Source organism: Cellvibrio sp. (assembly GCF_039207905.1).
Classification (GTDB): Bacteria; Pseudomonadota; Gammaproteobacteria; order Pseudomonadales; family Cellvibrionaceae; genus Cellvibrio.
Window position 1 is genome coordinate 48,590 of the sequence record NZ_JBCECX010000021.1, and the last position, 13,358, is coordinate 61,947.

Sequence of the window (13,358 nt, forward strand, 5' to 3'; positions counted from 1 at the left end):
ATCTGCCAATCCAACGCAAATCCTACGGTAAAACTGGAAATCCCCTGGCCATAACGCATACACTGTACACCTCTTCCCCACACGCCTTGGCTAAAGGTCTCCTATGTTACAAATCGGCAAACAAAATCGCTTGACCATCGTAAAGCACACTGACTTCGGTATTTTTCTCGACGGTGGCAAATACGGCAACATCCTCCTCCCCAAACGCTACGTGACGGCTGATATGAAAATCGGCGGCATTCTGGATGTATTTATCTATCTGGATTCCGATGATTGCATTATCGCCACCACACTCACGCCCAAAGCAACGGTCGGTGAATGTGCATTCCTCGAAGTGAAAGAAGTGAACAATGTAGGGGCCTTCCTCGATTGGGGTTTACCAAAAGATTTATTAGTGCCCTACGGCGAGCAACAAAAGTCCATGGAGGCAGGCCGCTCTTACGTGGTGTGCATTTTTCTCGACCAATACACCGGCCGCATCACTGCGTCATCGCGCCTCAGCCGCCATTTGGAAGAACGCGCGAGCGGATTAAGCGCAAAACAAGCCGTGGATTTACTGATTTGTGGCCGCAGCGATATGGGCTACAAAGCGGTTATCAATCACACCCATTTAGGTTTGGTATTCCGCGATGAAGCATTCCGCACATTGCTTTACGGTGAGAAAGTAAAAGGCTATATCAAAAGTATCCGCCCCGATCGCAAAATCGATTTAAGTTTGCAAGCACAAGCTCACGACCGCAAAGAAGATCTGGCTGAAAAAATCCTCGCTGATTTACAACGGCAGGGCGGAACTTCTTACTTAACGGATAAAAGCGAACCTGAATTGATTTACAAAGTATTCAATGTCAGTAAAGGCAATTATAAAAATGCGCTGAGTTTGCTCTACAAGCAACGCAAAATTTTAATTGATAAAGACAAAATTACTTTGGTGGAATAAGGGTGGAATTAATGGTAGACGCTGGAAAAATTATTCGTTGGGGCATTATCGGTGTAGGCGATGTATGTGAAGTAAAAAGTGGCCCGGGCTTTTATAAAGCACCAGGATCGCACTTAGTTGCGGTGATGCGCCGCAATGGAGAAAAAGCCAAAGATTTTGCGCAGCGCCACAAGGTAGCAAATTGGTACGACGATGCCAATGCAATGCTCGCCAATCCTGATATAGATGCAATTTACATCGCCACTCCGCCCGCACAACACAAAGATTATGCAATCGCGGCGCTAACTGCCGGGAAAAATGTGTATATCGAAAAACCGGTCACCTTGAATGCTGCTGAATGCGATGCAATTATTGCCGCAGAAAAAAGCAGCGGCAAAAAAGTCAGCGTTGCGCATTATCGTCGTTACGTCCCCTGTTTTACCAAAGTGATCGACCTGATTCGCGCTGGCGCCATTGGTGAACCACTGATGGTACAGCTGGATATGTTGCAACCAGCAAAATCAAAAATCATCACCGAAACCGACGACAATTGGCGAGTGAACCCCGTACTCTCTGGTGGTGGTTTATTCCACGATTTATCACCACACCAACTCGACCTGATGCTGCATTGGTTTGGCCCAGTTGTTCACGCCAGTGGTTTTGGTTACAACCAGCGCCAATTTAACCAGGCTGATGATAGCGTTCACGGTTGGGCGAAATTGCAATCTGGTGTTGTACTACAAGGTCGCTGGCATTTTGCAGTCGCTCCGGAACACACTCGCGACCTGTGCGAAATTATTGGTACTAAAGGAAAGCTATCAATTAATTTTTTCGGGCAACAAGTTATTCGTTTGAGCAACAGCGATGGTGAACAGGAAATTATTATTCCCAATCCACAACATATCCAGCAGCCGATGATTGAGCAGGTTAATCAATATTTTCGCAACGAACGCGATAACCCCTGCACCGTTAATGAAGCCAAATCAGTCATGCAGTTGATCGATTGTTTCTCTTCAGCGATTAAATAAATTTTTTTAAAAACCTTATCGAATTAAAAACAGGCCGCAATTAATGCGGCCTGTTTTTTTATGTGCACCTTTTCAGTACACGCTCCAATTAAAAGTGTCGCCTCAATTTTCACAACGCAATTTTTTGCATATAAATTACCCCTTACTTGTGCACAAGGTCACATAAATGTGCACTTTTTGTACGGCAGGCTTTTTGCTTAACACTAAACTGTAAAAAGCTGTACATCATGTATGGCTTGATGGAAAGCACCTCCAAAAGCGCACAGCACATGCTTTCTAAATCAATCCAGTCTGCCAAACTCGTAAGGAGATATGATGTTTACTAAAAATGTCTTACATCAAGCAATTCAACGTACTTCTACTTCATTAATCCAATTCATGCTCCCACTCGGTGGCGCACTGTTACTCGCAAGCACCACTGCATATGCACAGCCAAACAATAAACCCGAAGCAGAAGATGTCGAAGAACTGGTGGTAGTAGGTTCACGTATTCGGCAGACGAATCCAAACACCATTTCTCCTGTTAAAGCCCTGACCCGGGAATCCGCAACTATTGCCGGTCTCAATTCAGCTACCGACATATTGCAAAGCAACGCCATCACCGGCGGCTCTTCGCAAATCAATAATGCCTACGGCGGTTATGTCACTGAAGGTGGGCCAGGCGCGAATACAATTTCTCTGCGCGGCTTGGGCGCCAGCCGTACATTGGTATTAATTAATGGTCGACGTGTTGCACCATCGGGCACACAAGGCGCAGTGGGAACGCCAGATTTAAACGTATTGCCCACGGCATTAATTGAACGCGTAGAAATATTACGTGACGGTGCCTCTTCTATTTACGGTTCGGATGCAGTGAGCGGTGTAGTCAATGTGATTACGCGCGATGACCTTGATGGATTTACGATTCAAGGTGACGTCAATTTGCCCACTGAAGAGAACGGCGAGCAATATCGTCTTTCCATTGCGGGCGGCATGAATGAAGAGCGCTTTTCACTTTCAGGTTCCTTCGATTATTTCGAACGCAAAAGCCTCACCTTGAATGACCGCGAATGGACTCGTTGTAACCGCGATATGTTTCGCGATCCGGAAACCGGCGAGTCATGGGATTATGTAGATCCAAAAACGGGTAAAGCAAAATGCTATCCACTAACCACAACGGGATCGAATGGTGTCACTGTAAATACCATAGGAACACAAGCAGTCACTGCTGATAATTATTTATCGCTTGGACTAACCTCACCTGTTGTGGGCGGCCCAGGTTCAGCGGGAACAACCTTTACGCGCTTCCGCCCTAACGCGGCAATTACTACCGGAATTCCCGGTTACGAAGGTGTCGGCGGCGGTGCAAATGATTTGAATGTTCGCGACACATTTGAACCGCGCATGTTGGCGGAAGATTTAATTTCTCCAGTAAAAATCTACACCGGTTTTGTGCAAGGTAAATATGATTTACAAGCCTTGGGGGATGCAGAAGTCTACGTTGAACTATTGGCTTCGCGACGCGAATCGCAGCAAACAGGCTACCGCCAGCTCTCACTGGATTATCGTTTGGGCAGCCCACTTATTCCGAGTGAACTTGGATATGCCGATTTCGGTGCTGACCAAGGCACCAGCGATGGTGATCGTGTAGGCGTGCGTGCATTTATTGGATATGGAAATGATCGTAATGAGCAGACTATAGATTTCTATCAACCGACTATTGGTATTCGTGGAAATCTGGAGTTTTTACCAGACTGGCGTTACGACCTCTACACAAGATACTCTCGATCCGATGGAACTTATGAAGGGAGCTCCTTCTTGATTGATAAACTCACCAACGCAAGTGATGCCGTTGCCGCAACTTCCGGAGTTGATGCCAGCCTGATAAGAGATGGACTAACTTGCGATATCAATTTAACAAATCCCAATGAAAAGTGCATTCCATTTCCGGCATTAACGGCGGCCATTGTTGGTGGTGATTTACCGCAAGACTTCAAAGATTATATTTTCCGTAGAACTAGTGGCAATACAATTTACGAAGAAACGATTTATAGCGCGATTTTTGATGGCCCGTTAGTCAGCGTCCCCGCCGGGAAAATTCAGGGTGTACTTGGCTTTGAGTATCGCAATGCAGAAATAGACGATCAACCTGACCCAAATAGTATCGCTGGAAATTTATTTAATTTAAGTAGCGCCGCACCCACTAAAGGGAAAGATAATGTTGCCGAGATTTACACCGAAATCGAAATTCCAATATTGGCGGATGTTGCCTTTGCCAAAGAACTCACATTCAACGGCTCAATTCGCTACACCGATTACGATTCTTATGGATCAGATGATACCTACAAAATCGGTTTGATTTATTCGCCCACTGAATGGGTTTCGCTGCGCGCAACACGCGGCACATCCTTCCGTGCTCCCGCACTTTACGAACAATTCCAGGGGCCAACTAGCGGCTTCCGCGCCTCATCGCTCGATCCTTGTAATGAATATGGTGCAGATGGTGTAAACCCAAATCGCGCCGCTAACTGCGCATCGGAATTGCCCGGTGATCCTGAATTTTTGGCAACCCAGGGAGTTGAAGTATTTAGTGTCGGTGGTGCAGCAGCAGGCTTGTTTGCTGAAACATCGGACAACGTTACTTACGGCATTATTTTACAACCGGAAATCAGCGACGAAACCCAGTTAAGGTTTTCTGCTGATTATTTTGATATCGAAATTAACAACGGCGTTAACAAAGCCGGTGAAGATGAAATTCTCGATCGCTGCTACGATGATCCTGAATTCCGCGCTGGCGGAGGATTATGCCGCTTGGTTACCCGCGATCCGGTAACAAAACAATTAAGCGTATCTGATGCTTACACCAACTTAGCCACAGAAATTTCACGCGGAATTGATTTCAGTACCAATTTCTCCCAAGCGGTGGGGGCAGGAACATTTTTACTCGACTTGAGTGTCACTCGCTATTACTCACAAGCAGAGAGATTGTTTGAGGGGGATGAGATGGATGAGCTCAACGGCAGTTTGGAAAAACCAAAATACGGTGGCAGCGGTGATATTGCTTATGAAATAGATGCTTGGAGATTTAGCTACGGTATTGAATGGATTAGCAGCATGGATGGTTACCGCGAAGCAGGCGAAGATCCAGCGGAGAGCGCATCTGATTACACTGTGCCTGACTACTACGAGCACCGCATTTCAGCTCGTTATCAAGCGGATACCTGGAAAGGTACGTTTGGTGTGCGCAACCTGACTAACGAAACACCGAAAGTTATTTCGGCTGGTTATTTTAACCGCGTCGGCAACGCACCTTTATACAGCGGTTATGATTACGTCGGCAGAGAGGTGTTTATTAACTTCCAAATCCAGCTTTGATGTAAACAATTTTAAAAGGAAGTTTTTCGGGATTTACCTGCTGGCGACAAAAAGGAAATTGATCGCTAGCAGGATTAAGCCATCACTACTGTGCTGAAAACAAATAGGGAAATAGTTTTTGCTTTTCAGCCGCACTCAAACCTTCAACCCGCGCTTTGTTCACCTCAGGAATATCTTCCACATCCGCATAATATTCCAAGGCTTTTTCCAAACTTGCCTCACGGATGATATGTAAGATCGGATAAGGCGAGCGGTTTGTCAGGTTTTCCGCATCATCAGGCTCAGCATCAGCAAAGCAATAATCCGGATGAAAAGTGGCAAGCTGATATACACCTACCCAGCGATTGCGTTTAAGTAGCTGTTGGGTCCAATTCAAGAATTGGTTGTAATCAAAAAAATCTTGCAGATGATCAGGTACAACCACCAATGTAGTTTCGATTTCGCTCGCCAGTTTTTCGTCAAGCAACTCCATTTCTTGCTGCAAGTCCTGCAACAGTATTTCATCATCCGTTGCATCACTGACAAAAAAGCGCACGCGATTTTCACGTGTCGGTTTACCGGAAAATGGGCAGAGATTTAAACCTATCACCACCTCATTCAACCAGCGGGCAACATCAGCAATAAATTTATCACTCGCAACATGCGCAGCCATACATCAGCTTCCGGCTTTATTTTGTTGCTGCAACAAACCCAAACCTTCAATAAAGTCGAGCACCAATTCGTCATCGCAGCCTTTGAACTGAACATGACCAGGTTTGCGGAATAATGCAGCCAAATCCGATTTAGTTAATTCAATCGTGACCAGCTTGAGTGCATCGCGCACATGTTGCTCGTGCAAGTTATAAGCGATACGTAATTTTTTCAGCACATCGTTATTGGAAATTTTGGCATGCCTCTCAATCACTTCCACCTCGGCATCCGCCTTTTTTCCGCGTTGCTGATCAATTAAATTATTCAGGAAATGAATCAGGATGTAATCCGGCATTGGCTCAAAACCAGGCTGATAATCAGTCTTCAGCAAATTGGCAACATCTTTATCGGTCAAGTCAATATCAGATGCGGCGAATAACGCCTGGATTTGCGCTGTCTCAAACTGTAAAGATTGGGTAATTTTGCGAAAAATATCGTTGGTTCTCATGGTCCGCTCTATGATTCCACCTAGGTTTTGCGGCATTCTACCGCAAAACACCTTCGCCTAGAGAATCCATCCATGAATCCTTTTACTGAAGTAAATCCATTTGAACCTGAATTGGTTGCAGGCCGCAAACGCGCTAAACAGCTGTGTGAGCAACTAAACGCCCTGCGCGCCGACCAAACCAAAGCGCGTAAGCCCATCTATCAGCAGCTATTTGGTCAAGTATCCAGCGCTTACATCGAACCCTCTTTTTTCTGCGATTACGGCAGCAATATTTTTCTGGGCGAAAAATTTTATGCCAATCATAACTGCGTTATTTTGGATTGTGCCGAAGTGCGCATCGGCGATCGGGTAATGTTTGGCCCTAATGTACAAATCTATGCAACCACTCATCCACTCGACCCGGTCGAACGAGCATCAGGAAAAGAATTCTGCGCTGCCGTAACTATTGGCGATGATTGCTGGATTGGTGGCGGCGCAATTATTTTTGCGGGCGTTACTATAGGAAAAGGATCTGTGATTGGTGCGGGAAGCGTAGTGACGAAAGACATTCCCGAGGGCGTTGTTGCGGCAGGTAATCCTTGCAAAGTAATTAAAACAATCAATTCGCAGCAGGTAGAATAAAATTACCTCGCCCCAAAAAATATGGAGCGAGGTTACACATCAATCCAAAATAATATGCGGCAAAAAACGCGACGTATCTTTGGTAATAAGTGATTCATCTTCGCGAATACAAATTCCCGCTGCACTATCGCCTACCACCCAACTACCGAGCATTGCATAGGTATCTGCATTGCGGTATTCATCGCGGAATTTCGGTAGCGCTTGTAATGCCTGACGTACGTAACGGCCATCAGCGTAGGGGCCTGCGGCGGAAATTTTTTCACCGGTTGCAGTAATTAAATCTACGTTCGCGCCTTCGCGTGAGAACAAAGGTTTGCGCACCCAACCGGCTCCGAGTGGCTCGCTGGTTCCTGTCTCAAAAAAAGCGGGTAGCAAATTCGGATGATTAGGATAGCGTTGCCACAGCAATGGCAGAATGCCTTTATTCGATAGCAGCATTTTCCATGCAGGTTCAATCATTTGGGTATTGGCTGCGGTGATCGCGCGCGCAAAACCCTCTTGCACCATAAATTCCCAAGGGTAAAGTTTGAACAATCCCTTGATTGGATGATCATCCAGATCAACAAATTGCTCACCGCGCCCGTTCATATCCTCGATTACACCGATATCCTCAAGCGGAATGTAGCGGACATCAACACCGGCTTGCGCGGCCATATCCATTAGATAATTGACGGTGCCGCGGTCTTCAAGATTATCGCGCACACTGGCGAAGTAAAAGGGTTGTGGTAAATCCAGCTGGGCAAAAGCTTGTTCGATTTTGTCGTGCAGGGAATTGAATTGATCTGCGCGCTCAGGCAACACGCCGTTTTTAATTTGGTCTTCCAGCCAGACCCATTGGAAAAATCCGGTTTCAAATAATGAGGTGGGCGTGTCGTAATTTAATTCGAGTAATTTTGCAGGGCCGGTGCCGTTGTATACAAAATCGAAACGGCCATACAAATGCGGTTCGCCGTTATTCCACGAATTCCAAATATAACTCCAGAAATCGCGCGGAATATTCAGCAACGTGAGCATTTCTTCGCTGCGGGTAATATCGCCGACCATATCCATGGCCATTTGATGCAGCTCTTCCGTCGGCGTCTCCAAATCGTTTTCAATTTGTTGCAAACTGAATTGATAATAGGCCGTTTCATCCCAGTAGGGTTCGCCATCAAAGGTATGAAAATCAAACCCTACTTCTTCGGCGTAAGCGCGCCAATTAGCGCGTTCGGCAACACTGATACGTTTCATTCATTAACCGCCAAAACTATTGCGCGATGCTGCTTGCTGACCGAAACCACCGCGACTAACAACTTGACCCATTTGCGGTTTAACTTGCGATGGCTTAAGCGTGATTGGGCCAATACCTTTTGCAACCGGTGCGTTGGTTGCCGTGCGGAATGTGCCGCGATCATCGCGCGATTTATATAATGGTTGTGTCGCGACGTTAGGGCCGCCTGCAGCTGCTCCGGCAGCAGCAGGTTGCTGAAGATTGGCGCCGCCACGGTTCATCATTTGCCCGGCAAGAAAGCCCATCATCATCGGCATAAATACACTGCCACCCGATGCAGTTTGTTGCGGCGCAGTTTCGCACTGGCCTGCACCAAAATCGGTTTCACATTCTTCTTTGTTTAAATATTTTGGCGCAACTTGCGGATGCAAATTTTGCGCTGCTGCGAAGTCAGCTTCACATTGCGCTGCGCTATTCAGTGCGGCAGCACTACATTCACTTGGATCGGTAAATACCATCGCTTGTTCGCGCTCTTCGCCGCAACCGGCGAGCAATAAAGTGGCGACGGGAACCATCAATACCAATGCGGCTTTTTTACTGCGTTTCATCATTCAACTCCACAATCGTTATCGATTAAATTAGTAAGACATACACGCGGCGTTAATTAAACCTACTGCAATTGCAATAGTTGCGGCAAAAATACCCGATGCCATTTCGCCGCTGTCGATGCGCTCAGACAAATTTTTAATCACTAAACGCAACACAGCAAACGTAAGAATTTGTACTACCAATGCAACGGCGCCCCAAACTGCACAATCCAGCAGTGACAGTGAATTGGTAATAGCGCTGGAAAGCGGTAACGCAAAACCAATAATCGCACCACCGAATGCCAAAGCAGCAGCAGAATTATTTGCACGGATCAGCGCCAATTCTTCATGGGGTGTCATCCAGGTGTAAACACGCACAAAAATCAGAACCAATACAATCGCCACTGCAAAATAGGCGAGGAAAGGCGGAATGCCGTTCAGTGATGATAAGGTTGTTGCAAGCATGACTATTGCCCTTTTTGTAATTGAAGATATGGTCTAAAAACTGGCGCGATTCTGACACAAAAGACTGCGCAGCTCTATCTTGCCAACGCTATTGATCCTGATTGAATGCTTTAATTATTTTTTATCGATATTTCTGGCACACTGACAACCTACAGGACAATAAAAGGACAAATGATGCAAACGACTCTGAAATCACTCGCCATGCGCGGCTTGTTGTTCATGGCGGCTGCGCACCTCTGCGCCTGTAGCGACAATAGCGCTAATCTCGCCCTCGGCACACTCGAACGCGACCGAGTGGTACTTAAAGCGACTGCGGCAGAAATCATCACACAACTGCCTATCGCTGAAGGCAGTGATGTCAAAGCCGGCGATTTACTTTTGCAATTGGATGACCGCCGTCAATTAGCACTGGTCGCAAAAGCCGATGCGAGTCTCGCCAGTGCCAGCGCCAATCTCACCAAATTACAAAACGGTGCGCGCACCGAAGATATTGCGGCGGCACGCTCGCAAGTAAAAGGAGCTGAAGCACAATTAATCGAAGCACAAAAAACCTTTGCGCGCGCCGAAACCTTGGTGAGCAAAAAACTCGCAGGCGCAGCAGAGTTGGATACGGCTCGCGCCAAACGCGACTCAGCGCAAGCTAATCTTGATAAGGCGCAGGACAATCTTTCGTTGCTGACCAACGGCACCCGCGAAGAGGATTTGCAGGAGGCGGAGGCGCAAGTTGCACTCGCTAAAGCCGCGCTGGAGTTGGAGCAATACAATCTGGGCGAGTTGAGCATTCGCGCGACCAGCAATGCACGGCTCGATCATTTGCCGAAACACTTGGGCGAGCGCACCAGCATTGGTGAAGCGGTCGCGACACTGCTCGATAAAAACGCGCCCTACGCGCGGATCTATGTTCCCGAAACCCATCGCCTTAAAATTGCAGCCGGGCAGGAACTGGTCATCCACGTTGATGGCCTTGCGCAAGCGCAAACCGGCAAGCTGCGCTGGATTTCGCAAGATCCCGCCTTTACCCCCTACTTCGCGCTCAACTCATCCGACCGCGCGCGCCTCGTATATTTGGCTGAAGTGCAGTTGCCCGCCTCTGCAGCCAATCTCCCCAGCGGTTTGCCAGTACAGGTCGAGCTGCCCCATGACTGAAATCGATTCTGGCAGCGCAACTGAATGGGCAATCGAAACTCGCGGCATGACTCGTCGGTTTGGGGATTTTGTCGCAGTAAACCAATTAGATTTGCGCATCCCGCACAAAAGTATTTACGGATTTCTTGGGCCCAACGGCTGCGGTAAATCCACCAGCATGCGGCTGATTACCGGTTTGCTAACACCGAGTGCGGGCGAGATCCGGGTACTTGGGATGGAGATTCCCGAGCAGGCGGAATCGCTGCGCCGTCGCCTGGGTTATATGACACAAAAATTTTCGCTCTACGATGATTTAACCGTGCACGAAAACCTGCGTTTTATGGCGCAGATTTATAATCTCGACAGCCGCAGCGCAAAACAACTGATCGATAGCCAGCTCAGCCGCTATCAACTTAACGAGCGCAAAGGTCGCTTGGCTGGCTCACTCAGTGGCGGGCAACGCCAACGTTTGGCGCTCGCGGCAGCCACACTTCATCAACCGGAATTATTGATTCTCGACGAACCCACCTCAGCAGTAGACCCGGAAAACCGGCGCGATTTTTGGGAAAAGTTATTCGACCTGTGCGACAGCGGCACTACGATTCTTGTCTCCACCCACTACATGGACGAAGCCGAACGCTGCCACGGTTTGGCGATTATGGAAGGCGGCGTTAAACGCGCAGACGGTGCACCAGCGCAATTGATGCGCGAGCTGGGCGCCCGGGTGGTAGAAGTCGACGGCGAAAATTTGCGGCAACTCAAACAGCAACTGGGTGAATTGCCGGAGGTAGTATCCACCGCGCAACAGGGAACCCATCTGCGCGTATTGATCAAAGAATCCATCGAAGATCCGGAAGCCTGGCTACGTAGCGCGCACCCGCTATTGGTCGCCAATCGCCAAATCCATATTGTGCGCCCGAGCCTTGAAGATGTATTCGTCCACTGCACCGGCGCCAACGCACCCGACGGGCAAGGGGCTCGGCAATGAATGCCTTCAACCAGAGTTTGCAACGCATAGGCGCGATTGTGTTTAAGGAGTTGCGCCAACTCACGCGCGACCGCCCCACTTTCGGCATGATCGTGATGGTGCCGCTGATCCAACTGTTGCTGTTTGGTTTTGCCATCAATACCAATGTGCGCGACCTGCCCGTCGGCGTGGTGGACTTAAGCCATACACAAACCGCGCGCGCGCTGGTGAGTGACCTCACTGCCACGCAAGTCGTCCGTTTTAGCGAGACTTATCAAACACCAAGCCAGGCAGAAGATGCCATTCGGCGCGGCCATGTGCATGCGGTCCTAGTGATCCCCAAGGATTTTGGTCAGCGCTTGCAAGACCAGCGCCCTATCGCCCAATGGCTGATCGACGGCTCCGACACCATGGTCAGCAACGCCCTGCTCGCTCTGCAACAAATGCCGTTCGCGAGCGGCTTTGAAGCTCAACCCGTCGTCCGCAAAAGCACTTTCGAAATCGCCCTCTTCTTTAACCCCGAACGTCGCTCAGCAATAAACATTGTGCCGGGACTGGTAGCGATTGTGCTGACCATGACGATGGTGATGTTCACCTCGGCGGCACTGGTACGCGAACGGGAGCGCGGCAATCTGGAATTGCTGATCACTACACCAGTGCGCTCCAGCGAAATTATGATCGGCAAAATCGTGCCCTATATTTTTGTCGGCCTGATCCAGGTGACGATTATTTTGGGGCTTGGTCATTTGATTTTTGATGTACCGGTGAATGGCCGGTTGGATCAGCTGGTTCTCGGTGTTTTTGCTTTTATCAGCGCTAGCTTGACCCTTGGCCTGCTGGTCTCCACCATCGCCAAAACCCAATTGCAGGCGATGCAACTGACGGTATTTTTGCTGATTCCCTCGATCCTGCTCTCCGGCTTTATGTTTCCCTACGAGGGCATGCCCGTTGCCGCGCAGTGGATTGCCGAAGCTCTGCCCGCCACGCACTTTATCCGCATGGTGCGCGCCATCGTATTGCGCGGGGCGACGCTGGAAGATTTGCAGCCGGATTTGTGGTGGCTAATCGGATTTACGATTGTGGGCGTGATCGCCGCTGCCAGCCGCTTTAAAAAGCGACTGGATTAAGCGCGGATCAATTGGGGAAATAGATAAAAGTATTTACTGTGAGACGGCCGGTTTTCGGGTTGGGATCAAACCTGAAATCCGGCGCAATATTGCCGGAGTGCAAACTGGTGCAGCGGTACATAATGATGCGATTGAACACCGCATCATAAGAGCCAATCTGCTCAAACAAATGGTTGCTGCCATTCATATAACCCTTGGGAAAATCGGGCATTTGCTCCTGCTGCGCAATCACCCGCCGGTATTCATCAAGACGCGAATCGTCCACATACTCAAACCCGGTTGCACGATGCCGATATAGCGAAGTCCCTCCTTGCACCGACGCACACAAATAATGCACCGACGCGAGGTCATTCATTTTTGCCGAATCAGAATGCGGGACGCACTGCGGCGGCAGTAGTTGGTCGGGCGGCGTCATCACCATTGAAAAAACAGACTTCACCTTGCGGCGAACATCCTTCGGCATCTCAAACGTAGCGTAAATCAAGTCGCCCAAGTGCTTGCACATGGCCTCGACATAAATGCCGGGGGTCGGGAAACGTGTGCCGGGATACAGGCCTTTCTCCGCATCAAATACAGCGGCGCGCGCAGAATATTCAACCAGTGACTCAGCATCACGCAGGAAATTATCAACAATGAGCACTGGCTGGCGCTCGTTGCCCACATAATCGACGCGATAGGAAAAACTCCGATGTAAATCGGGGATTGGCGGTAAGCTCATACCGGGTGTCCATTAACATTTATTAGAAATTATTGATTTAATGTACGCACAACCTGTGCGAGCTAATTGTAGGCTTCAGGTAAAGCCAGACGCCAGCAATGG

At 48.6% G+C, this 13,358-nt stretch carries 13 protein-coding genes; 7 read left to right on the plus strand and 6 right to left on the minus strand.

The window, feature by feature from the left end; genetic code table 11:
* Positions 1 to 103: 103 nt before the first annotated feature.
* The 3 genes from AAGC78_RS13835 (at position 104) to AAGC78_RS13845 (ending at position 5,298) form a co-directional block, all read left to right on the plus strand.
* Positions 104 to 937 (plus strand): CvfB family protein, encoded by an 834-nt coding sequence (locus tag AAGC78_RS13835; protein WP_435784681.1) that lies wholly within the window; start codon positions 104 to 106, stop codon positions 935 to 937.
* 11 nt (positions 938 to 948) lie between these two features.
* Positions 949 to 1,944: a Gfo/Idh/MocA family protein gene (locus tag AAGC78_RS13840; protein ID WP_435784682.1), complete on the plus strand. Its 996-nt coding sequence runs from the start codon at positions 949 to 951 to the stop codon at positions 1,942 to 1,944.
* A 315-nt stretch (positions 1,945 to 2,259) separates the two neighbouring features.
* Complete coding sequence (locus tag AAGC78_RS13845) at positions 2,260 to 5,298, plus strand: TonB-dependent receptor domain-containing protein (RefSeq protein ID WP_435784683.1); 3,039 nt, start codon at positions 2,260 to 2,262, stop codon at positions 5,296 to 5,298.
* An 85-nt stretch (positions 5,299 to 5,383) separates the two neighbouring features.
* Here AAGC78_RS13845 and AAGC78_RS13850 read toward each other — a convergent pair whose 3' ends face one another.
* Together AAGC78_RS13850 and AAGC78_RS13855 are read right to left on the minus strand one after the other, a co-directional pair.
* Positions 5,384 to 5,950 carry a DUF1415 domain-containing protein gene (locus tag AAGC78_RS13850; protein WP_435784684.1) on the minus strand — a complete coding sequence of 189 codons (567 nt, stop codon included), beginning with the start codon at positions 5,948 to 5,950 and terminating at the stop codon, positions 5,384 to 5,386.
* A gap of 3 nt (positions 5,951 to 5,953) precedes the next feature.
* Complete coding sequence (locus AAGC78_RS13855) at positions 5,954 to 6,436, minus strand: DUF1456 family protein (RefSeq protein WP_435784685.1); 483 nt, start codon at positions 6,434 to 6,436, stop codon at positions 5,954 to 5,956.
* Between the two features lie 72 nt (positions 6,437 to 6,508).
* On the opposite strand from AAGC78_RS13855, the gene AAGC78_RS13860 reads away from it, so the two are divergent.
* Positions 6,509 to 7,057, plus strand: coding sequence for a sugar O-acetyltransferase (locus AAGC78_RS13860; protein ID WP_435784686.1), 549 nt, complete (start codon positions 6,509 to 6,511; stop codon positions 7,055 to 7,057).
* Positions 7,058 to 7,096: 39 nt separating this feature from the next.
* Here the strand turns inward: AAGC78_RS13860 and AAGC78_RS13865 are convergent, their stop codons facing one another.
* From AAGC78_RS13865 to AAGC78_RS13875, 3 genes are read right to left on the minus strand one after another with little or no spacing between them, the layout of a single operon-like run.
* Positions 7,097 to 8,287 (minus strand): glutathionylspermidine synthase family protein, encoded by a 1,191-nt coding sequence (locus AAGC78_RS13865; protein ID WP_435784687.1) that lies wholly within the window; start codon positions 8,285 to 8,287, stop codon positions 7,097 to 7,099.
* A 3-nt stretch (positions 8,288 to 8,290) separates the two neighbouring features.
* On the minus strand, positions 8,291 to 8,878 hold the full coding sequence (locus AAGC78_RS13870; protein ID WP_435784688.1) for a DUF1190 domain-containing protein: 588 nt from the start codon (positions 8,876 to 8,878) through the stop codon (positions 8,291 to 8,293).
* A gap of 27 nt (positions 8,879 to 8,905) precedes the next feature.
* The gene (locus tag AAGC78_RS13875) at positions 8,906 to 9,319 is read right to left on the minus strand and encodes a DUF350 domain-containing protein (protein ID WP_435784689.1); all 414 of its coding nucleotides are present in this window, start codon (positions 9,317 to 9,319) and stop codon (positions 8,906 to 8,908) included.
* Positions 9,320 to 9,490: 171 nt separating this feature from the next.
* Between AAGC78_RS13875 and AAGC78_RS13880 the strand changes: the two genes are divergently transcribed.
* The 3 genes from AAGC78_RS13880 to AAGC78_RS13890 are packed head-to-tail and all read left to right on the plus strand — an operon-like array spanning position 9,491 to position 12,538.
* Complete coding sequence (locus tag AAGC78_RS13880) at positions 9,491 to 10,465, plus strand: HlyD family secretion protein (protein ID WP_435784690.1); 975 nt, start codon at positions 9,491 to 9,493, stop codon at positions 10,463 to 10,465.
* Positions 10,458 to 11,432 carry an ATP-binding cassette domain-containing protein gene (locus tag AAGC78_RS13885; RefSeq protein ID WP_435784691.1) on the plus strand — a complete coding sequence of 325 codons (975 nt, stop codon included), beginning with the start codon at positions 10,458 to 10,460 and terminating at the stop codon, positions 11,430 to 11,432. Before AAGC78_RS13880 ends, AAGC78_RS13885 begins: the two co-directional genes overlap by 8 nt.
* Positions 11,429 to 12,538: an ABC transporter permease gene (locus AAGC78_RS13890; RefSeq protein WP_435784692.1), complete on the plus strand. Its 1,110-nt coding sequence runs from the start codon at positions 11,429 to 11,431 to the stop codon at positions 12,536 to 12,538. Before AAGC78_RS13885 ends, AAGC78_RS13890 begins: the two co-directional genes overlap by 4 nt.
* A gap of 7 nt (positions 12,539 to 12,545) precedes the next feature.
* On the opposite strand, the gene AAGC78_RS13895 is transcribed toward AAGC78_RS13890, so the two are convergent.
* Positions 12,546 to 13,256, minus strand: a complete 711-nt coding sequence (locus tag AAGC78_RS13895; RefSeq protein WP_435784693.1) for a DUF6445 family protein — start codon at positions 13,254 to 13,256, stop codon at positions 12,546 to 12,548.
* Between the last annotated feature and the right edge of the window lie 102 nt (positions 13,257 to 13,358).